The organism is Actinomadura sp. 9N215 (genome assembly GCF_044326345.1).
GTDB lineage: Bacteria > Actinomycetota > Actinomycetes > Streptosporangiales > Streptosporangiaceae > Spirillospora.
This window is the reverse complement of record NZ_JBIRBA010000005.1, coordinates 1-21,080: the sequence shown is the minus strand read 5'-3', so window position 1 is coordinate 21,080 and position 21,080 is coordinate 1. Positions and strand designations below refer to the sequence as shown.

General features: G+C 72.7%; 19 protein-coding genes. 7 read left to right on the top strand and 12 right to left on the bottom strand.

Annotated features, from left to right (window positions below; translation table 11 throughout):
- From ACH34T_RS10445 to ACH34T_RS10415, 7 genes are read right to left on the bottom strand one after another with little or no spacing between them, the layout of a single operon-like run.
- Positions 1 to 966 carry an aldo/keto reductase gene (locus ACH34T_RS10445; protein WP_395991820.1) on the bottom strand — a complete coding sequence of 322 codons (966 nt, stop codon included), beginning with the start codon at positions 964 to 966 and terminating at the stop codon, positions 1 to 3.
- A 17-nt stretch (positions 967 to 983) separates the two neighbouring features.
- Positions 984 to 2,090: a zinc-binding dehydrogenase gene (locus ACH34T_RS10440; RefSeq protein ID WP_395991819.1), complete on the bottom strand. Its 1,107-nt coding sequence runs from the start codon at positions 2,088 to 2,090 to the stop codon at positions 984 to 986.
- 29 nt (positions 2,091 to 2,119) lie between these two features.
- A complete protein-coding gene (locus tag ACH34T_RS10435) occupies positions 2,120 to 2,992 on the bottom strand; it encodes a branched-chain amino acid ABC transporter permease (RefSeq protein ID WP_395991818.1) in 873 nt (290 codons plus the stop codon).
- Between the two features lie 58 nt (positions 2,993 to 3,050).
- A complete protein-coding gene (locus tag ACH34T_RS10430; protein WP_395991817.1) occupies positions 3,051 to 4,217 on the bottom strand; it encodes an ABC transporter substrate-binding protein in 1,167 nt (388 codons plus the stop codon).
- 50 nt (positions 4,218 to 4,267) lie between these two features.
- A complete protein-coding gene (locus ACH34T_RS10425; protein WP_395991816.1) occupies positions 4,268 to 6,064 on the bottom strand; it encodes an ATP-binding cassette domain-containing protein in 1,797 nt (598 codons plus the stop codon).
- Complete coding sequence (locus ACH34T_RS10420) at positions 6,061 to 6,816, bottom strand: ABC transporter ATP-binding protein (protein ID WP_395991815.1); 756 nt, start codon at positions 6,814 to 6,816, stop codon at positions 6,061 to 6,063. Before ACH34T_RS10420 ends, ACH34T_RS10425 begins: the two co-directional genes overlap by 4 nt.
- Complete coding sequence (locus tag ACH34T_RS10415; protein ID WP_395991814.1) at positions 6,816 to 7,763, bottom strand: alpha/beta hydrolase; 948 nt, start codon at positions 7,761 to 7,763, stop codon at positions 6,816 to 6,818. Before ACH34T_RS10415 ends, ACH34T_RS10420 begins: the two co-directional genes overlap by 1 nt.
- 117 nt (positions 7,764 to 7,880) lie before the next feature.
- Here ACH34T_RS10415 and ACH34T_RS10410 point away from each other — a divergent pair, with 117 nt between their 5' ends.
- A complete protein-coding gene (locus ACH34T_RS10410; protein WP_395991813.1) occupies positions 7,881 to 9,284 on the top strand; it encodes an amidohydrolase in 1,404 nt (467 codons plus the stop codon).
- 115 nt (positions 9,285 to 9,399) lie between these two features.
- On the opposite strand, the gene ACH34T_RS10405 is transcribed toward ACH34T_RS10410, so the two are convergent.
- Positions 9,400 to 10,419, bottom strand: a complete 1,020-nt coding sequence (locus ACH34T_RS10405; protein ID WP_395991812.1) for an aldo/keto reductase — start codon at positions 10,417 to 10,419, stop codon at positions 9,400 to 9,402.
- A gap of 105 nt (positions 10,420 to 10,524) precedes the next feature.
- Here ACH34T_RS10405 and ACH34T_RS10400 point away from each other — a divergent pair, with 105 nt between their 5' ends.
- Together ACH34T_RS10400 and ACH34T_RS10395 are read left to right on the top strand one after the other, a co-directional pair.
- Positions 10,525 to 11,517, top strand: a complete 993-nt coding sequence (locus ACH34T_RS10400; protein WP_395991811.1) for a methyltransferase dimerization domain-containing protein — start codon at positions 10,525 to 10,527, stop codon at positions 11,515 to 11,517.
- A complete protein-coding gene (locus tag ACH34T_RS10395) occupies positions 11,514 to 12,251 on the top strand; it encodes an SDR family NAD(P)-dependent oxidoreductase (protein WP_395991810.1) in 738 nt (245 codons plus the stop codon). Before ACH34T_RS10400 ends, ACH34T_RS10395 begins: the two co-directional genes overlap by 4 nt.
- A gap of 221 nt (positions 12,252 to 12,472) precedes the next feature.
- Here the strand turns inward: ACH34T_RS10395 and ACH34T_RS10390 are convergent, their stop codons facing one another.
- Positions 12,473 to 13,147: a GntR family transcriptional regulator gene (locus ACH34T_RS10390; RefSeq protein WP_395991809.1), complete on the bottom strand. Its 675-nt coding sequence runs from the start codon at positions 13,145 to 13,147 to the stop codon at positions 12,473 to 12,475.
- A gap of 97 nt (positions 13,148 to 13,244) precedes the next feature.
- The gene (locus ACH34T_RS10385; RefSeq protein WP_395991808.1) at positions 13,245 to 13,976 is read right to left on the bottom strand and encodes an alpha/beta fold hydrolase; all 732 of its coding nucleotides are present in this window, start codon (positions 13,974 to 13,976) and stop codon (positions 13,245 to 13,247) included.
- Between the two features lie 142 nt (positions 13,977 to 14,118).
- Here ACH34T_RS10385 and ACH34T_RS10380 point away from each other — a divergent pair, with 142 nt between their 5' ends.
- The 4 genes from ACH34T_RS10380 (at position 14,119) to hpaD (ending at position 19,160) form a co-directional block, all read left to right on the top strand.
- Complete coding sequence (locus tag ACH34T_RS10380) at positions 14,119 to 15,609, top strand: fumarylacetoacetate hydrolase family protein (RefSeq protein WP_395992126.1); 1,491 nt, start codon at positions 14,119 to 14,121, stop codon at positions 15,607 to 15,609.
- Between the two features lie 31 nt (positions 15,610 to 15,640).
- On the top strand, positions 15,641 to 16,561 hold the full coding sequence (dapA, locus tag ACH34T_RS10375) for a 4-hydroxy-tetrahydrodipicolinate synthase (protein WP_395991807.1): 921 nt from the start codon (positions 15,641 to 15,643) through the stop codon (positions 16,559 to 16,561).
- Positions 16,562 to 16,623: 62 nt separating this feature from the next.
- Positions 16,624 to 18,129: a 5-carboxymethyl-2-hydroxymuconate semialdehyde dehydrogenase gene (gene hpaE / locus ACH34T_RS10370; RefSeq protein WP_395991806.1), complete on the top strand. Its 1,506-nt coding sequence runs from the start codon at positions 16,624 to 16,626 to the stop codon at positions 18,127 to 18,129.
- Entirely contained in the window at positions 18,129 to 19,160 is a 1,032-nt protein-coding gene (gene hpaD, locus ACH34T_RS10365; RefSeq protein ID WP_395991805.1) for a 3,4-dihydroxyphenylacetate 2,3-dioxygenase, read from the top strand. Before hpaE ends, hpaD begins: the two co-directional genes overlap by 1 nt.
- Before the next feature lie 39 nt (positions 19,161 to 19,199).
- Here the strand turns inward: hpaD and dinB are convergent, their stop codons facing one another.
- Together dinB and ACH34T_RS10355 are read right to left on the bottom strand one after the other, a co-directional pair.
- Complete coding sequence (gene dinB / locus ACH34T_RS10360) at positions 19,200 to 20,375, bottom strand: DNA polymerase IV (protein ID WP_395991804.1); 1,176 nt, start codon at positions 20,373 to 20,375, stop codon at positions 19,200 to 19,202.
- Between the two features lie 22 nt (positions 20,376 to 20,397).
- A partial coding sequence (locus ACH34T_RS10355) for an ABC transporter permease (protein WP_395991803.1) occupies positions 20,398 to 21,080 on the bottom strand: 683 nt, incomplete at its 5' end.

The following is a 21,080-nucleotide window of genomic DNA, read 5'->3' as shown; positions in this document are numbered from 1 at the left end:
CTACGGGCCCTCGGGGTCGACGATGTCGCGGTCGACCCAGAACGGGTCCATGAGGGAGCGGAGGCGGGACGCGCCGACGCGGTCCAGGACGTCCAGCGCCGCGATGTTGTCCTTGAGCTGCTGCATGCTCGTGGAGCCGAACAGCACGGTGCTGGTGGACGGGTGCGTCAGCGTGAACGCGATGCAGAGCTGCGCCGGGCTGGCGTCCAGCTCCTTGCCCAGTTCGGCGAGGCCCGCGGCGGCCTCCTGGATGCGGGGGCGGATGTCGCCCGGGTCGCGGCCGATCTGCCGGGACTCCCCTGACTTGCCGGCCAGGATGCCGCCCTCCAGGACGTCCGACGCCTGCAGCGACACGCCCTCGGCGAAGACGGCCGCGAACGGCTCGCCGTCGGGGATGGAGCGCCGGCACGGGCTGTACTTCAGCTGCGCGAGCTGCGGGCCCGGCGACCCGGCGGCCAGGGCGTGCTCGCGGATCGTCCGGACTGCGGTGGCCGACCAGTTGTTGACGCCCCAGCAGCCGAGCAGGCCCTCCCGCTCCAGCGCGGCGAGGTCCTCGGCGAGGACCTTGAGGTCGAGGTCGTCGCTGCGGATGTCGCCGAGGACGGCCACGTCCGCGTGGTCGGCGCCGACCCGGAACAGCGCGTTGGTCAGCTGGTCGCGCATCGAGTGCTCGGGGTAGCCCTCCAGCCACAGCTTCGTGGACAGCAGGTAGTCGTCCCGTGCGACCCCGGCGGCGCGGACCATCGCGGAGAACAGCACGTCGGTGAACACCGGCGGATGCACGCCGGGGATCCCGTAGACGGCGACGTCGAACAGGTTGATGCCGGTGTCGACGGCGTGCCGGAGCATCTTCACGGCGTCGCCGAAGTCCATCCGGTCGTAGGTGTGCCAGGAGCCGAGGGACAGGACGGACGCCTCGGGCCCGGCGGAGCCGAGCCGGCGGTGGGGGACCTTCTGCGCAGACACGATGGGGGGAGTTTCCTTTACCTGTTGGGGTTGATGACGGCCTTGACCTGCTCCAGCCGCGACATGGCCGACAGCGCGCCGGACGCCCCGGCGAGGCCGTCGGGGGCGCTGAACAGGTCGTCCCAGGGGAAGCGGTCCCTGGACCCGCGCAGGAACTCGACGCTGCGGTACAGGTCGCCGGCGTCGCCGTTCAGCGAGCCGAGCACGTTCAGCTCCTTGCCCATGATCGCGCCGAGGACGATCTCGTCCGGCTTCGGTCCCGTGCTGCCGACGATGACGAACCGGCCGCCGAACGCGGCCATCCCGACGGCCTCCGCGCCGACGCCGGGCGCCCCGGCGAGGTCGAGGACGAGCTCGGCGCCGCGGCCCTGCGTGGCCTCCATGACGGCGGCGACCCGGGCGTCGGCGCCGCCGTCCAGCCCGATGGTCTCGTCGGCGCCGAAGCGGCGGGCCAGGTCGAGGCGGTCGTCCGGCGCGCCGATCGTGATCACCTTGCCGGCGCCGGACAGGCTCGCCACGGCCGTCGCGACGATGCCGAGCGCGCCCGCGCCCTGCACCACGACGGACGATCCGGGCCGCACTCCCCCGGCCCGGTCGAAGGCGTGCAGGACGGTCTTGACCGCGCACCCCGCGGACGCCGCCCACGTGTCCTTCACCTCGTCGGGCAGGACGAGCTTCAGCGCGCCCGGCGTCACGTAGTTGTGCTGGGCGAGCCCGCCCGTCGCGTAGGGGAAGCGGTCGGCGCGCAGCAGGAACCCGTAGCCGCGCTCGGAGCACGCGACGGGGTTGCGCAGGACGGTGCAGCCGTAGCAGTGCCCGCACACCGATTCCGACCATCCGATGCGGTCGCCGACCTTGACGTCCCGTCCGAGCGCGTCGCGCGTCCCGGGGCCGACGGCGCAGACGGTGCCCATCGTCTCGTGGCCGAGGACGATCGGCAGCATCTCCGGGAACGCCATGGCGCCGGACCACAGGTGCACGTCCGTCGCGCACAGGGTGGCGCAGTCGACCCGGACGAGCGCCGCGCCCGGCTCGCACTCGGCGGGCAGCGGGAGCTCCTCGATGCTCAGGTCCGCGCCGTGCTCGCGGAGCACGGCGGCCCTGGTAGAGGTCGGGTGGAGCATCTTTCCTCGTTTCTCTTTCCGCGCCGCGTTCAGCGGCTGTGCGCGGTGTCCCACACCTCGCGGCGGCTGCGCCACCACAGGAGAACGAGGATCACCAGGAAGGGCACGACGCCCTGGTACTTCTGGATGGAGTCGACGGAGGACGACATGCCCTCCAGGCACCCCACGATGAGGCCGCCGGCCAGCGTCAGCGGCAGGTTGCGGAACGCGCCGACCATCGCCACCGCGAGCGCGGTGCTGATCAGCCCGGCCAGGGTGCCGAAGTCGCCGCCGAGCCGCGGCGCGACCAGCACGATCACCAGCATCGTGATGGCGCCGACGCCGGCCCAGACCCCGACGGCGAGGCGCGGCGCCGGGATGCCGACGACCTCGGCGGTGCCCGGCCGCTCCGACAGCGCCTGCAGCTTCAGCCCCAGCCGGGTGCGGGTCAGCATCAGCCCGACGCCCACCGTGATGAGCACCGCGAACGCCAGCGACACCAGCACCGACTGCGGGACGACGACGCTCCCGACGGTGAAGACGGGGTCGCTGAACGGGTCCGGGAACTGGCGCGCGCCGGTGGTGGTGCCGCCGAACAGCCGCAGCCCGATCGCGGTCAGCGCCACGAACAGCGCCACCGTGACGGCGGCCTTCGTCCCCTCGCGGTGCCCGGAGAACCAGCGGACGAGCGCCGCGCCGAACACGCCGGACAGCGCCGCCGCGGAGATCGCGCCGATCAGCAGGGCGAGCCAGACGTTCACGCCCTCGTCGGTGAGCGACACCATCACGAACGCGCCCATCGCGCCGACGGCCGTCATCGCGAAGTTGACGACGGCGACGAGCCGGTAGGTCAGCACGACGCACAGGCCGAGCAGGGCGTAACCGCCGCCGCTGGTCAGCCCGGCGATCACAGAGTTCAGCATCGGATACCTCCGGTGGGCCCGGGCGCGCGGGACTGGCCCGCGCGCCCGGTGCGCACGGCTACTTCTTGGTCGGGACGGTGAAGCCGCCGGGCAGGACCTTCCAGCCGCCCTTGTCCGCCTTGACGAACTGGCTGCCCTTGATCGGGTTGTGCTCCTTGCCGGGGCCGAACACGTACGGGGTGCCGACCATCGGGTAGTTGATCGGCTTCATCTCCTTGAACGCCTTGGTCACCGACTCGCGGGTGATGTCGCCCTTGATGCCCTTGAGGACCTGGACGAACACGTCCGCCGACATCACCGCGCCCTGGCTGAACGCGGTCTTCTGGATGCCGTTCTTCTCGATGATCTTCGACCAGCGCTCGTTGCCGGGCAGCGACGGGTCGGTGTACGGCTGCCACTCGGTGCCGGCGTAGGCGTTCATGTCCGGCGGGATCACCTTGGCGTTGGCGTCGGTGTAGCTGTTCGCCGCGAGGATGAAGTCGACGTTCTGCATGCCCTGCGTCTTGGCCTGCTGGAACCACGGCCCGACCTGCGAGTTGTAGGCGACGGCCTGGCAGCCGGCGTTCTTCAGCCCCACCAGGTAGCGGGTCGGGTCGCCCTGGCCGACGGCGAGGTTCTTGTGCGCGAGGGTCTTGCCGGTGAGGTTCGTCCACTCCTTGATCGCGGCCTCGATGCCGCCGCCGCTGCCGGGCAGGACGGTGTAGGCGATGCAGACCTTGTCGCGCTTCAGCGTCTCCGACGCGTAGTACAGCATCGCCGTGGTCAGCGTGTACGGGCCGGGGTTCACCGGCGCGATGTTCGGGCTGGTGAAGCAGGACGGGTCGACGCCGATCGCCGGCACCGAGACGATGTCCTCCTTGCTGTAGGTGGCGCGGTTGACGCCGCAGTCCACCGCGCTGGACGAGCCGGCGAGCGCGACCACGTTCTCCGACTTGATCAGCTGCCGGGCGGCCTGGCTGGAACGCGCCGGGTCCATGGCGTCGTCCTTGCTGACCAGCTCCAGCTTCCGGCCGTTGACGCCGCCGGCCGCGTTGACCTCGTCGAAGACCGCCTTGACGGCCTTCGGGACCTCCGGCGTCTGGAACAGTCCGGTGATGCCGTTGATGGCGCCGACCTTGATCGGCCCGTCGGTGCCGCCCGAGTCCGAGCAGCCGACGCCTGCGATGGAGATGAGGAGCGCGGCCGCGGCCGCCCCCGTGGCTGTGCGCGTGTATGTGCGTTTCATCGTAGAGGCCCTTGTTTCGCGGAGAAGGTGGGTGGTGTCGACGGAAGGGGTCAGGACGCCGGAACGTCCGCGGCCCCGAGGTAGGCGGCCCTGACGGCGGGGTCCTCCAGGACCTCGCCGGTGGGGCCTGAAGCGATCACATTCCCGAAATCCAGGACGGTGACCTGCTCGCACACCGCCTGGACGAGTTCCATGTCGTGCTCGACCAGCAGGATCGACACCCCGAACGCCTCGGGGACGGCCGCGAGCCTGGTGCCGAGCGCCAGCGTCTCGGCCGCGGACTGCCCCGCGGCGGGCTCGTCCAGCAGCGCCACCTTGGGGCGCGCCGCGACGGCCGCCGCGACGTCGAGGAGCCTGCGGCTGCCGGCGTCCACGATGGACACCGGGACCTGCCCGGGCGGGCAGCCGAAGAACTCCAGCAGCTCGTCCGCCTCGGCCTGCGTCAGCCGCCGGCCCGCGCCGATCGTCAGGTACTCGTACTGGCTGAGCTCGGGCGCGATGGCGGTGGTCTGGAAGGTGCGGCGCAGCCCGAGCGTCGCGCGCTTGTTCGGGGAGAACCGGTCCAGCGGCCGCCCGGCCAGCTCGACCGCGCCCTGGTAGCCGACGAAGCCGCTGACCGCCGCGATGAACGTGGACTTGCCGGCGCCGTTCGGGCCGATGAGCCCGACGACGCCGCCCTCCGGGACGGTCAGGTCGACGGCGTCGAGCGCGACGACCTCCCCGAACCTGACGGTCATCCCCCGCACGGTGAGCAGGGGCTCCCGGTCGCCCGCGGGACGCGGCGCGAGCACGCCGGCGGCCGCCTCGGCCGCCTTGGCCGCCTCGGCCTTCCCGTCGGCCGCCTGCCCGTCGGCGGCGGCCTTGCCGGCCTGTTCCCCGGAGGTCTCCTCCGCGGCTTTCAGCAGCTTGCGAGCGCCGGCCTCCCGCTTGCGCAGCCGGGTGAGGTCGGTGTGGCTGAGCCCGCTGCGCAGCGCGAGCAGCGCGCCGACGGCGAACAGCACGCCGCCGAAGTCCTGCGGCAGCGAGACCTTCTCCATGATCGTGCCCATGATCGCGCCGAAGATCCCGCCGATCACGGCGCCCTCCGGGTGGTGCGGGCCGATCATGACGGCGACCGCGAACAGCGCCAGCGACTGGCCCATCGCGAAGTTCTGCGGCACCACCAGGCTGAGCTGGCCGGCCAGCAGCCCGCCGCCGATCCCGGCGACGAACGCGCTGATCGCGAAGGCGGCGAGCTTGCTGCGCGCCACCGAGATGCCGTGCGCGGCCGCGGACCGCTCGGAGTGCCGCAGCTCGTACCAGGACAGCCCGAGCCGGGTCTTGCCGATGATCCCGAGCGCGACGGCCAGCACGGTGAACACGATCATGCAGAAGACGAAGTAGCCGCCGTCGGTCTCGAACAGGGCGGGCCGGTCCAGCGTCGTCAGGTCGTCGGCGCCCGGGAACTCGTTGACGTTCAGGACGATGTCGGTGGACACCGCGAACCCGAACGTGACCACGGCGAGGTTGACGCCGCGGATGCGCAGCGCGGGCAGCCCGATCGCGACGCCGACGGGCACCGCGGCGAGCCCGCCGAGCAGCAGCCACAGGTAGAAGCCGCCCGGCGCCTCCGCCACGTTCAGCCGCAGCATGACCCACGCGCCGATCGCCGCGAACGACATCTGGCACAGCGACATGACGCCGGCCCGGCCGACGATCACGCCGAAGCTCAGCATGATCACCGCGCTGATGGCCGCGCTGATCGCCAGGTAGACCCAGTACGGCGGCAGCACCACCGGCAGCACCGCGCACGCGAGGACCGCGGCGCCGACGCCGGTGCCGAGGCTCCGCTTGTCCAGCACGTTCATTCAAGCTCGCTCTCTGTCGTGCCGGCGTCCTCTCCGGCGGCCGCGCTCAGCGGCGGCCCGCCGAAGTAGAGCCGGTGGAGGCGCTGCTCGTCGCCGCGCAGCTCCTCGCACGGGCCGGAGAAGACCACGCCGCCCTTGCGCAGCACGTGGACGTGGGTGCCGATGTCGAGGGCCAGGTTCGCGAACTGCTCGATCAGCACGACCGCGATGCCCATCCCGGCCAGCTCGCCGACCGTCCCCATGAGCCGCCGCACCACCATCGGCGCGAGGCCCAGCGACATCTCGTCGATCAGGACGACCTTCGGCGCCGACACCAGCGCCCGGCCGAGGACGAGCATCTGCTGCTCGCCGCCCGACAGGTAACCGGCCTGGAGGCTGCGCCGCTTGTCCAGCTCGGGGAAGAGCTTGTAGACGGTCGCGAGGTCGCCGTCGCCCGACTGGGACACGATGAGGTTCTGCTCGACGGTGAGCGTCCGGAACGTGGTCCGGGCCTGCTCGACGTAGCCGAGCCCCGCCCGGGCCCGCTTGTAGGGGGCGAGCTTCTCGATGGCGGTCCCGTCCAGCCGGATCGTGCCGGCCTTGACGGGGGCCAGGCCGGCGATTCCGTCCATGAGGGTCGTCTTCCCGGCGCCGTTCGCGCCGAGGACGACGGTGACCGCGCCCGGGGCCGCGTCGAGCGTGACGTCGTGGACGATCGGGACCTCGGCCCGGTTCACCTTGACGCCGTCCAGGGCGAGAGCCGGAGCGGTCATCAGGCGCCGTCCGTCCCGAACGCGGCGCGGAGCGCGGCGGCGGCCTTGGCCTGGGCTTCCTTGGCGGCCGTCAGCTCGGTGGCGAGCGGGCCGAAGAACGCGTGGATGATGCCGTCGTAGCGGACGAGCTCGGTCTCCACGCCCGCCTCCTTGAGCCGGGCCGCGTACTCCTCGCCCTCGTCGCGGAGCACGTCGCACTCCGCCTCCAGGACCAGCGCGGGCGCGAGGCCCTTCAGGTCGTCGGAGCGCAGGGGCAGCAGATACGGATCGTCAAGATCGCTAGGATCGGCCGGGTAGGTGGTGAAGAACCAGTCCATGCTCGACTTGGAGAGGAAGTAGCCTTCGGCGAACTCGGCGTAGGAGGGGCGGCCGTCGTCCGGGTGGCCGAGGACGGGCGACACGAGGACCTGCAGGGCCAGTTCGGGACCGCCGAGGTCGCGGGCCTTGAGAGCGGCGACGGCGGCGAGGTTGCCGCCCGCGCTCTCCCCGCCGACGGCGATCCTGGAGGGATCGGCGCCGATCTCCTTACCGTGCTCGGCGACCCAGGCGACGGCCGCGTAGGCGTCCTCGGCCGCGGCCGGGAAGGGGTTCTCGGGGGCGAGCCGGTAGTCGACGGAGAGGACGATCGTGTCGGCGGCGGCGCAGACGGCGCGGCACGAGTACTCGTTCTCGTCGAGGCCGCCGATGGTCCAGCCGCCGCCGTGGTACCAGACGAACGTGGGGAACGGGCCCGCGCCCTTGGGGGTGTACACGCGGACGGGCAGCTCGCCGGCCGGGCCGGGGATCCTGGTGTCGGCGACGGAGCCCACCTCGGGCAGGTCGTCCGGCATGACCCACATCTGGCGGAACCCCTCGCGCATGGCTACGACGTCGAGCGGTCCTGATGCGTTCGGGTCCTCGGCAGGGGTGCGGTCGATGATCCGCTGCGCCTCGGGATCCAGGGGCATCGTTTACCTCCGAAGGCCCGGTGTGTCCGTGCCCGTGGGCCGGACACTCCAAAATCGTATCTGATTCCGTGTACGTTAATTGCATCTCATCGACGGTGTCCAGAGGTGGAGCACGATATGCAGGATGTTTCCTTCGCGAACCTTGTCTTTACCGGTGGCAGGGTCTACACGGTCGACGCGCGCGACCGCGTCGCCGAGGCGGTCGCCGTCCGCGGCGGCCGTATCGCGCGCGTGGGCGCGGCCGAGGAGATCGCCTCGCTGACCGGGCCGGACACGCGGGTCGTCCGGCTGGAAGGACGGTCCGTCCTGCCCGGCATCAACGACTCCCACCTGCACGGTATGTGGCTGGGGGCGATGTGGCCCAATCTGCTCATGGACCAGCTGGCCGGATCCGGCGCCGGCCACTCCCACGAGCCCCCGCCGGGCCAGCCTGGCCAGCCCGGACCGTCCCGGCTGGAGACCGCCGAGGACCGCCGCCGCGCCATCCTGCGCACCGCCAACCTGCTCGCCTCGTTCGGGATCACCAGCTACACCGAGCCGGGCCTCGGGCCGGGCGAGGACGACGGCGCCACCGGCTGCTTCGGCTCCGCCGCCCTGCACGACTACGCCGAGCTGGCCGCGCAGGGCCGGCTCAAGGCGCGGGTCACCGCGCTGCTGCTGTTCGGGGAGCTGGACGGACGCAGCACGGCCAAGGACCTGCTCGACGGCCTGCGCGACTTCAAGCCGCCCGCGGGCGTGCCCGGCCGCTTCCGGATCGCGGGCGTGAAGATCTTCGCCGACGGCATCCCGCCGATGCGCACCGCGTGGACGGACCGTCCCTACACCGACGGCACCCACGGCGCCCTGCTGGTCGACGGCCGCTCGGACGCCAGGCGGGAGGAGGCGCTGCGCATGATGATCGACGCGGCGCACGACGCCGGGCACCAGATCGGCGTGCACGCCACCGGCGACGCCACGACCCGGGTCGTGGCCGACGCGCTGGCGGCGGCGCTCCGCCGCGACGAGCGCGACGCCCGGCACTACATCATCCACGGCGACCTGCTCGCGCCGCGGACGCTGACCGTCATGTCCGCCGCCCGGATTGGGCTCAACACCCAGGCCGGGATCCCGGTCGCGACCGAGCCCATGCTCGTGGACGCGCTCGGCGAGGACGCACTCAGGGACGCGTGGCCGACCCGCGACGCGCTCGACTCCGGCGTCCGGCTGAGCCTCAGCTCGGACTCCCCGGTGCTCACCCCGGACTGGCGGGCCGGGGTCGCGGCGGCCGTGACCCGCCGGGGCCTGGACGGCTCCGTCCGCGGGGAGGCGCAGCGGCTCGCGCTCGCCGAGGCGCTGCGCGCCTACACGATCACGCCCGCGTGGCAGGACGGCGAGGAGGACGTCAAGGGCTCCATCGAGCCCGGCAAGGTCGCCGACCTCTGCGTCCTCGACGGCGACCTGTACGGCGCCGAACCGGACGCGCTGCCGTCGGTGCCGGTCCGGATGACCGTTTTGGACGGCGAGATCGTATACGAGGCCTGAACGCCCTGAGCCCGGACGCCCCGGACGGGCCGGACGCCCTGGACGGGCTCGACGCCCTGGACGGGCTGGACGCGCTGGGCGGGCCGGGTCGGCGGCCCGCCGGATCAGCGGGCCGTCAGCTGCACGGGACGGCGTCCTCGCGGAGGACCGCGGTGGGCGCGTCGGTCCCCCAGGAGGCCGCGGGGTCCACCACGCCCTCGTCCAGCCACAGCCCGGCCGCGGCGTCGCGCAGCTCGTCGCCGTGCCGGGCGCACAGGCCGAGCGCGGCCAGGTTGTTCTCGAGCTGCTCGGCCCTGGAGACGCCGACCAGGACGTTCGCGACCGCCGGGTGGGCCAGGCAGAACGCGATGGCGAGCTGCGCCGGGGTGGCGCCGAAGCCGTCCGCGATGCGGCGGATCTCGGGAAGGGCGGCGCGGATCCGGTCACGGATGCCGCCGGGGTCGGCGCCGATCTTGCGCTCGGGGTCGAGCCTGCCGGCGAGGATGCCGCCCTCCAGCACGTCCGACGCCTGCAGCGCGAGGCCCTCCTCGGCGAACAGCTTGGCGTACAGCGCGCCCTCCGGCACCGAGCGCCGGGCCAGGTTGTACTTGAGCTGGGCGAACGTCGGCGGCACCAGGCCCTCGGCGGTGGCGAAGCGGCAGGCGAACAGCACGTCGCAGGCCGACCAGTTGTTCACGCCCCAGGACTTGAGCCGCCCGGCCCGGACGAGCTCGGACACGTCCGTCACCACGGCCTGCAGGTCGGGCCGCTCCATGAAGTCGCCGACCACGGCCGTGTCCGCGCGGTCGGTGCCGATGCGCCCGAGTGACACCTTCAGCTGCTCGGCGAACGACGACGCCGGGTATTCCCACAGCCAGAGCTTCCCGCACAGAAGGTAGTCTTCGCGGGCGATTCCGGCATCCCGGACCGCCTGCCCGAAAAGGACGTCCGTCACGGCGTTCTCGGAGTGCGGGCCGAAGTTGTAGTGGGCGACGTCGAACATGTCGACGCCGCGGTCGACGGCGAGCCGGACGAGCTCCGCCGCGTCCTCGCGGTCCATGCGGTCCCAGGTGTTCCAGGAGCCGAGCGACAGGAGCGGGACCTCAGGGCCGTGCACGCCGAGTCGCCGCCTGGGCACCCGTTCTGCGAACTCCATCGTGACCTCCGATGAGGGGGTGGTCGGCCCCGGGCGGACCCCTGGCCGTCTCGATGTTAGATCGTATAGCATCCTGCATATTCTTACCGCGAAGGAGACATTTTGATGTCGCATCCCTCCCCGGGCGCCGACCCCTCGTCCATCCTCGGCGTCGCCACCGGCTACATGGCCGCCAAGCAGCTGTTCGCGGCGAGTGAGGCCGGCGTGTTCGCCGCGCTCGCGGACGGCCCCGCGACGGCGGCCGAGCTGGCCGGCCGGGCCGGGCTGCCGGAACGCACCGCCCGGATCCTCGCCGACACCCTGTCCGGCCTCGGCCTGCTGACCCGCGAGAACGGCCGCTACGCCAACTCCCCCGCCACCGCCGCGTACCTCGCGGGCGGCGAGGACGGCGTCGACCTGCGCCCCTTCCTGGCCTTCCTCGACGCGATCAGCTACCCGCACTGGCTCGGCTTCGGCGCCACCACGGCCAGCGCGGAGCCGCAGCCGCTCGACTTCTCCGGCGACCGGATGCAGACGTTCATGACCGGCGTGATGACCTACAACGCGCTGCACGCCAAGATGCTGGCGGAGAACTTCGACTTCACCCCCTTCTCCCGCATCCTGGACTTCGGCGGCCTGTCCGGCGCCTTCCTCGTCGAGGCGCTGCGCACGGCCGAGAAGGCGCACGGCACCTTCGTCGCGCCCGGCGACTTCCTGGAGTTCACCCGCAAGGCCCTGGACGACGCCGGCCTCGCCGACCGCAGCAACGTCGTCGAGTCCGACCCGCTGACGGGCGAGATCCCGGACGGGTTCGACTGCGTCCTGCTGGAGCACGTCGTGCACCGCTTCGACGTAGAGCAGAACAGGACCCTGATCGAGAAGGCCCGCCGCGCCGCCGCGCCCGGCGCGACCCTCGTCCTGCTCGACTTCTTCCTCGACGACGACCCGGACCAGCGCGTCATCGACGCCCTCCACGCCGGCGAGTACCTGGTCATCGACGGCACGGTCGTCTACCCCGAGTCCGAGGTCCGCGGCTGGCTGACCGCCGCCGGCTGGGAGCCCGTGGAGACCCGCGCGCTGCCCGGCAGCCCGCGCATCATCATCGCGGAGGCCCGATGAGCACGGGACGCGTCGTCCTGGTCACCGGCGGCGCGAGCGGCATCGGCCGCGGGGTGGCCGCCGCGTTCGCCGCCGCCGGCGACCGGGTCGTGATCGCCGACCGGGACGCCGAGGCCGCCGCAAAGGCCGCCAAGGAGGTGAACGGCCACGCCGTCACCGTGGACATCACCGACCCGGACGCGGTCGCCGCCGGGGTCGCGCACGTCGCCGAGACCGTCGGCCCGGTCGAGATCCTGGTGAACAACGCGGGCCTCGTCGCGGGCGGCGGGCCGCTGACGTCCCTGCCGATGGAGGTCTTCGACATGGTCGTCGCCGTCAACCTGCGCGGCACGTTCACCGTCACGCAGGCGGTGGCGAACCAGATGATCGAGCACGGCACCAAGGGCCGCATCGTCAACATCAGCTCGATCGGCGCCCGGCAGCCGACCCCCGGCCTCGGCCACTACGAGGCCACCAAGGCGGCCGTGGACGCCCTCACCCGCACCGCCGCCCTGGAGCTCGCGGGCCACGGCATCCGCGTCAACGGCGTCGCGCCTGGACCGGTCCACACCCCGATGACGGCCGGCCTCATGGAGAACGCCGAGGCCCGCGCGGCCTGGGAGTCCCGCATCCCGCTGAGCAGGATCGCCACCACGGACGACATCGCCCCCCTGGTCCTGTTCCTGGCCTCCGACCAGGCGAACCACATCACCGGCGCGATCATCCAGGTAGACGGCGGCCAGCTATTGACCTGATCTCCCAGGGGGGCGACCCCCTGGAACCCCCGTTGCGGGCGGCGAACCGTTTCCCGAGCCGCTGGCGCGTCTCGTGAAACGGCCCGCCGCCCGTCGGGTCGTGCGACCTCCGGCGCCGGGCGCCTCCGGCCGCACGACCCGTGGCCCCGGCTGGTCTCAGAGCATCGGAGATGGCCGAACGCGCCGTCCTCTGTTGGGGGACGGCGCGTTCGGCGTTCGGCTCACTTATGGGGGACGGCGCTGTGGAGGGCGTCTGCCGTGGCGTTCTTGTGGGCGCAGGCGATGCGCTCGATCTCGGCGGGGTCGGCGTCCTTGGCGATGAGCTCCAGGATCCGCTCGTGCTCGACGACCGAGCGGCGGGCGCGGCCGGGGACGTAGGTGAAGGTGGAGCGGCGCATGTGGTCGAGGCGCGTCCACTCGGCCTCCAAGAGGGCCTTCAGGTGCGCGTCCGGGCAGTGCTCGTAGATCGAGAAGTGGAACTCCCGGTTGAGCGCGGTGAACGCGGTGGGGTCGAACTCCTCCAGCGCCTCGACCATGCGGTCGTTGATCTTGCGGGAGCGGCCGATCTCGCCGGACTTCATGAACGGCGCGGAGATGGCGGTGGCGTAGCCCTCGAGCCGCGCCAGGATCTGCAGCGTGTGCTCGACCTGCTCGGCGTCGAAGACCGCGACGCGGGCGCCGACGTTGCGCACCACCTCGACGAGCCCGTCGGACTGCAGGCGGCGCAGCGCCTCGCGCAGCGGAATGGTGCTGACGCCGGTCTCCTGGGCGAGCTGGTTGATGACCAGCCGGTATCCGGGCACGTAGGTGCCCTCCAGAATGCGCGACCGCAGCAGCTCGTAGCAGAACTCGGCCTTGCTCTCCTTGGTCTGGTCCTGCTTCTTCGCGGAGTTCACCCGGTTCTCCTCATCATCGGCCCGCACCCCCCGGTCGTGTTCGCCGGCCCCGTCGCCTGCGGGGGGGACGACCCCCCGCACCCCCGGAACGGCACTGTCACCGTGACAGCGCGCTCAGGACGGCGGCGCGGAAGTCCGCCCCTCCCAGCACCTCGTGGTGGGCGCCCGGCACGGTGACCAGTCGCGCCTCGCCGATCTCTCCGGCGAGGCCCTCGATTCCTCGTGTCAGCTCATCATTGTCTCCGACGACGAAGACGGGAGGAACCTTCGCGTTCCACGCGCCTCCGGCGAAGGGGGTCGCGCGCAGCCCCTCGACGCAGAGCGCGAGCCCTGCGGCGCGGTCGCCGTGCGACCTCACCATGCCGGCGATCATGCCGGTGAACGGGTCGGCGGGCTCGGTCCCCTCGCGGACCGCGCGGTGCAGTTGGTCGACGTCGACGGAGGTGAACGGCTCGGCGGGGCTCAACCCGCCCAGCACGGTGCGTTCCACCCGCCCGGGCGCGGCCGCGGGAAGCTCCCATGCGATCCTGGCACCCAGCGAGTAACCGACCGCGTCGAAGGCGGAGACCCCGGCGCGGTCCATGACGGCGACGAGGTCGGCGGCGATGGCCGGAGCGGTGACCTCCGCGGAGGCGGCGGGCGACGGGCTCTGCCCGTGGGCGGGCAGGTCGGGTACGAAGACCGTCCGCCCGGCGGCGGCGAGGGCGTCGGCGACGCCGGTCCCGACCCAGTCGGCCTCCCCGTCCGAGCAGAAGCCGTGCACGAGCAGCACGGGCGGCGCGTCCACCGGATTAGCGGACGCGAACGTGCGAACGGCGAGGTCGACCATCCGTCAAGCACCTCCTAGAGGATTTCGCATACGATTTGCGATCATACTGCACGGGAACTTCGCATCCGGCTCTCGGCCGTCCCACGGGTTGGAACGGTAGAAGCAAGACACATTGCACCCTCGTCATCGTGCATGACTTCATATACGATTTGCTCAGGCCCGTTGCCGGGTCCGTTCCCGTACCGTCACAGGAGAGCTCGCAGTGCCGCACCCGCTGGGCGACCGGCCCTCGAAGATCATCGCCGTCCACCTCAACTTCCCGTCCCGCGCCAGGGAGCGCGGGCGGATCCCCGCCGAGCCCTCGTACTTCCTCAAGCCGCCGTCCTCCCTCGCCGGGACCGGCGATCCCCTCGCCCGCCCGTCCGGCTGCGAGCTCATGACGTTCGAGGGCGAGATCGCCCTGGTCATCGGACGTCGCGCGCACCGGGTCGCCCCCGAGGACGCGTGGGACCACGTCGGCTGGGTGACGGCCGCGAACGACGCGGGCGTGCACGACCTGAAGTACGCCGACCGCGGCTCCAACCTGCGGTCCAAGGGCGCGGACGGCTTCACCCCGATCGGCCCGCGGCTCCTCGACGCCCGCGGCCTCGACCCGGCGGCGCTGCGCGTCCGCACCTGGGTGAACGGCGAGATCGTCCAGGACGACACCAGCGACACACTCCTGTTCCCGTTCGCGACGCTGGTCGCCGACCTGTCCCGGTCGGTCACACTCGAAGCCGGTGACGTCATCCTCACCGGCACCCCGGCGGGCGCCTCGGTGGCGCAACCCGGCGACACCGTCGAGGTCGAGGTGACCACGAGCTCCGATTCGACCGGACGGCTGTCCAACACGATCACGGAGGCGGGCCCGCTCGACCGCTGGGGCGCGATGCCCCGCGTGGACGACGCCACCCGCGCCGACGCCTGGGGTTCCGCCTATGTGGCGAAGCCCACTCTGGACGAGGCCGTCGCCGAGGCGCTGCGCGGCCTCTCGACCGCCACACTCAGCTCCCAGATGCGCAAGCGGGGCCTCCAGCACATGTCGATCGACGGCGTCCACCCGGCGGGCGGCGACGGCGTGAAGATGGTCGGCACCGCGCACACGCTCCGCTACCTGCCGCTCCGCGAGGATCTCTTCGAGCGGTACGGCGGCGGCATGAACGCGCAGAAACGCGCCATCGAGGAGCTGCGCCCCGGCCAGGTGCTGGTGATGGACGCGCGCCGCGACTCCTCGTCCGGGACGATCGGCGACATCCTCGCCCTGCGCGCCCAGCGGCGCGGCGCCGCCGGGGTCGTCACCGACGGCGGGCTCCGCGACAGCGCGACCGTCGCCGGAATGGACCTGCCCGTCTTCCACGCGGGCGCGCACCCGGCGGTGCTCGGCCGCCGCCACGTCCCCTGGGACACCGGGCTGCCGATCGCCTGCGGCGGCGCGCTCGTCCAGCCGGGGGACGTCCTCGTCGGCGACGCGGACGGCGTCGTCGTCATCCCCCCGGACATCGTCGAGGGCCTCGCCGCCGACGCCGCCGAGCAGGAGGCGCAGGAGCGCTTCATCACCGAGCGCGTCGCCGAGGGCGAGACCGTCGACGGCCTGTACCCCCTCGGGCCGCGCTGGCGCGAGGCCTACGAGACCTGGCGCCGCGACCACAGCTGAGACCACAGCTCAGACCACTGAGGAGCAGACGTTGAAGTTCCGCACCGACCCGGCCACGATCCGCGGGTCCATCGCGCCCGTCGTCACGCCGTTCACCGCCGGGGGGGCCGTCGACCACGACGCGCTGCGCGGCCTGATCCGCTGGCAGCTGGAGTCCGGCTCGCACGGGATCTCCCTGGGCGGCTCGACCGGCGAGCCGAGCGCGCAGACCCCGGCCGAGCGCATCGCCGCCATCCGGACGGCCGCCGACGAGGTCGCCGACCGCGTCCCGTTCCTGCCCGGCACCGGGTCCGCCAAGCTCGACGAGACCCTGGAGATCACCGCCGCGGCCCGCGAGGCAGGCGCCGACGCGGCCCTGATCATCACCCCGTACTACGCGCGGCCCACGCAGGGCGCCCTCTACGACTGGTACGCGACCGTCGCGCGCGAGTTCCCCGACCTGCCGCTGGTCATCTACAACGTGCCGTCCCGGACGGCCGTGGACATCGCGCCGGAGACCGTCCGGCGGCTGTACGCCGACTTCGGCAACGTCGTCGGGATCAAGGAGACGACCAAGGACTTCGAGCACTTCTCGCGCGTCCTGCACGCCTGCGGGCCCGAACTGCTCGTCTGGTCCGGGATCGAGCTGCTGTGCCTCCCGCTGCTCGCCCTCGGCGGCGCGGGGTTCATCAGCGCCGTCACGAACCTCGCGCCCACCGCCGTCGCGCGGATGTACGAGCTGTGGACGGCCGGCGACCACGCCGCCGCCCGTGACCTGCACTACCGCCTGCATCCCCTCGTGGACCTGCTGTTCGTCGAGACCAACCCGGCGCCCGCCAAGTGGGTGCTGGAGCGGCAGGGCCGGATCCCGTCCGGGCACGTCCGGCCGCCGCTCGCCGCGCCGTCCGGCGACGCCCAGGCGCGCATCCGCGCCCTGCTCGACCAGGGCGGCGACCTCACCGCGGGGATCTGACGCGGACCACGCGCCCAGACCCGCGCCCAGCGCCGTCCCACACCGAACCGGAAGAGAGCACGATGCCCCTCCCCTCCTCCCCCGCCCGCCCTGACGGACTCCCGGAGCGCATCCGGCACTGGATCGGCGGCGAGTTCGCCGACAGCGCCGACGGCGCGGTCTTCGACGTCCTCGACCCCGTCTCCAACGCCCCCTACGCCACCGCCGCCGCGGGCGGTCCCGCCGACGTCGACCGCGCCGTCGCCGCGGCCCGCGCGGCGTTCCCCGCCTGGTCCGCCATCGGCAACCGCGAGCGCGCCACGATCCTGGGCCGGATCGCCGACGCCGTCGAGGCGCGCGAGGACCGGCTCTCCGCGTTCGAGTCGTTCGACTCCGGGCTGCCGATCACGCAGGCGCGCGGCCAGGCCCGTCGCGCCGCCGAGAACTTCCGCTACTTCGCCGACGTGATCGTCGCGCTCGGCGAGGAGTCGTACCGCGTCGGCGACCAGCAGCTCAACTACGTGGTCCGGACGCCCGCCGGCGTCGCCGGGCTGATCACGCCGTGGAACACGCCGTTCATGCTGGAGAGCTGGAAGCTCGCCCCGGCGATCGCGGCCGGCTGCACCCTCGTGCTGAAGCCCGCCGAGTGGACGCCGCTGTCCGCGACCCTGTGGGCGGAGATCTTCACCGAGGCCGGGGTGCCCGCCGGGGTCGTCAACATCGTGCACGGCATCGGCGAGGTCGCCGGCCAGGCCCTGGTCGACCACCCGGACGTGCCCGTGCTGTCGTTCACCGGCTCCACCGACACCGGCCGGCACATCATGCGCTGCTCCGCCGACGGCCTGAAGGCGCTGTCGATGGAGCTGGGCGGCAAGTCGCCCGTCGTGGTGTTCGCCGACGCCGACCTCGACGAGGCCCTCGACTCGGTCGTCTTCGGCGTGTTCTCGCTGAACGGCGAGCGCTGCACGGCCGGGTCCCGGGTGCTGGTGGAGCGGCCCGTCTACGAGGAGTTCTCCCGGCGGATCGCCGAGCGGGCCGAGCGGGTCAGGGTCGGGCTGCCGTCCGACCCGGCCACCGAGGTCGGCGCGCTCGTGCACCCCGAGCACTACGCGCGCGTCCTCGGATACGTGGAGATCGGGCAGCGGGAGGCCAAGCTGATCGCGGGCGGCGTACGTCCCGCGCACCTGCCCGAGGGCAACTACCTGCAGCCCGCCGTGTTCACCGACGTCCCCCGCGACGCCCGGATCTTCCAGGAGGAGATCTTCGGCCCGGTCGTGGCGCTCGCGCCGTTCGACGACGAGGACGAGGCGCTCGAACTCGCCAACGCCACCCGCTACGGCCTCGCCGCCTACGTGTGGACGAGCGACCTTCGCCGCGGCCACCGGATCGCGCACGGAGTCGCCTCGGGTATGGTCTGGGTCAACTCCCACAACGTCCGTGACCTGCGCACTCCCTTCGGCGGCATGAAGGACTCGGGGGTCGGCAGGGAGGGCGGCGCGCACAGCATCGACTTCTTCTCCGAGTCCAAGATCGTTCATGTGATGCTCGGCGAGGTGCACACGCCTCGCTTCGGCGTTCAGGAGCACTGATGAGCACACCTCCCGACGTCGTCCGCTCCGCGTACGCGCAGCTGGTCGTCACCGACCTGGCCGCGGCCCGCTGGTTCTGGGTCGACATGCTGGGGCTGCACGTCCAGCACGAGGACGCCGGCGCCCTCTACCTGCGGGGCACCGACGAGCTGACCCACCATTCGCTGGTGCTGCGCGCGGGTCCGGTCGCGGCGCTCGACCACCTCGCCTACCGGGTCCGCACCCCCGAGGACGTCGACCGGGCCGAGAAGTTCTTCACCGAGCTGGGGCGGCCCGTCCGGCGCGTCCCGGCCGGGGAGGGCACCCACGGCGTCGGCGACGCGGTGCGCGCCATCGACCCCCTCGGCTTCACCGTCGAGTTCTTCCACGACATCGCCCGCGGCGAGCGCCTCATCCAGCGCTACGACCTGCACCGCGGCGCGCAGATCGCGCGGCTCGACCACTTCAACATCTGCACGCCCGACATCCCCGCCGCCTACGACCACTACAAGTCGCTCGGGTTCGGCTGCTCGGAGACGATCGAGGGCGACGAGCACGAGCTGTACGCGGCGTGGATGTACCGGAAGCAGACCGTCCACGACGTCGCGTTCACGGGCGGCGCCGGGCCGCGCCTGCACCATCTCGGGGTGGCGACGCACGAGTCCCACCAGGTCCTGCACACGGCCGACATCTTCGGGTCGCTGCGCAAGGAGCACCACATCGAGCGGGGCCCCGGGCGGCACGGGGTGTCCAACGCCTTCTACGTGTACCTCCGCGACCCCGACGGGCACCGGGTGGAGATCTACACGTCCGACTACTACACCGGCGACCCCGACCACGAGACGTACCGGTGGAACGTGCACGACGACCGCCGCCGCGACTTCTGGGGCAACGCGGTCATCGAGTCCTGGTACAAGGAGGCCAGTCCGGTCCTCGACCTGGACGGGCGCATCCAGCCGATCAACGATTCGGTGCTGGACGAGTCGGCTGTGCAGGTCGGCGCCGACGGCCTCGGGATCGTCGACAACACGGGCGCCGCAGAGCCCTCCTAGCGGGGCCGGCCGAGCCGTCCTGACCGTCGGGCGGGCCGCTCAGTCCGGAAGCATCGGGACCGACATGCCCTGGTCGCGGCCCAGCAGGACCGCGCGGGTGATCGCGGACGACCCGAACCGCGCCCGGACGCCGTCGACGGCGCCGTCCACCTGCATGGCCTGGTCGAACGGCAGCGCGAGCTGGACGGCCCGGTCGTCGTGGAGGTTGCCGAGCGAGACGCCGATCAGCGTCAGCCCCCTGCTCTCGATCATCGGCGCGGCGGCCGTGAGGAGCTCCCTGGCCGTCTCCAGGAGCCGGTCGGTGTCGGCGGTGGCCTGCGGCAGCGTGTGCGACCGCGTGGCGCGGGCGAAGTCGTCGAAGCGGAGGCGGAGCGTGACCGTCCGGCAGACCCGGCGGGCCTTGCGCAGCCGCCCGCCGAGCCGGTCGACGAGCCCGACGAGCATGACGTCCAGCTCCTCGGGCGAGCGACGGCGGCGGCCGAGCGCCCGCTGCGAGCCCATCGACCGGCGCCGCACCCCCGTCCGCACCGGACGCGGGTCGCGGTTGTGGGCCAGGGCGTGCAGGTGGCGGCCCGCGCCCGGGCCGAGCAGTGTCACCAGCGTGGACTCCGGCATGTCGGCGACGTCGCCGACGGTCGTGACGCCGAAGCGGGCGAGCTTCTCGGCGGTGGCCCGCCCGACCCCCCACAGCCGCCGCACGGGCAGCGGGCGCAGGAACTCCAGCTCGCCGTCCGGCGGGACGACCAGGAGCCCGTCGGGCTTGGCGACCCCGCTGGCGACCTTGGCGAGGAACTTGGTGCGCGCGACCCCGACCGTGATCGGCAGCCCGACCTCCTCGGCGATCTCCCGGCGGAGCCGCACGGCGACGTCCACCGGGGGGCGGCGCAGGCCGTCCACGTCGAGGAACGCCTCGTCGATCGACAGGCCCTCCACCAGCGGCGTCGTGGCCCGGAAGACCGCGAACACGGCCTTGCTCGCCGCGCTGTAGGCGTTCATGCGGGGCGGGACGACGACCGCGCGCGGGCAGAGCCGCCGCGCCTGCCCGCCGCCCATCGCCGTCCGCACCCCGTACGCCTTCGCCTCGTAGCTGGCCGCCAGCACCACCCCGCCCCCGACGATCACCGGCCGCCCCCGCAGGCCGGGATCGTCGCGCTGCTCGACCGACGCGTAGAACGCGTCCAGGTCGGCATGCAGGATGGTGGCGGCGCTCGACACGAACATATGTTCGCATACGCGCTCACGGCGCGGCGAGCGCCTCGGTCGGGGGGAGGCGGGCGGCCCTGATCGCGGGGTAGAGGCCGGCGACGCCGCCGATGAGCAGGGTGGCGAGGATCCCGCCGGCCATGGCCCAGGCGGGGACGACCGTCGGCCAGCCCTGCGTCACGGCGAAGACCGCGGTGACGGCGATGCCGAGCGCGACCCCGCCGGCGCCGCCGAGCGCGGCGAGCAGCTGCGACTCGGTGAGGAACTGGAGCCTGATCTGGCCGCGGGTCGCGCCGAGCGAGCGGCGCAGCCCGATCTCGGCGCGGCGCTCCAGGACCGAGATCACCATCGTGTTGGCGACGCCGACGCCGCCGACCAGCAGCGCGACGCCGCCGAGGCCGAGGAGCAGGCCGGTGAACGCCCGGTCGGTGGCGTTCTGCGCGGCGAGCGCGTCCGACGGGCGGCTGACCTCGACCTCGTTCGGCGCCTGCGGGTTGGCGGTCGCGGCGAGGAGGCCCTGCACCTTCTCGACGGCGTCCTTGCGGGCCCGCGTGTAGACGGTGGTCGGGTGGCCGTCGAAGCCGAGGCGGGCCGCGGCGGCGTCCCAGCCGACGAGGGCGGCGGAGTCCAGCTCGGGCGCGAGCCGGTTCGGGTTCAGGATCCCGACGACCGTGAACCACTGCGAGCCGAGCCACACCTGGACGTTCGGCGGGGCGG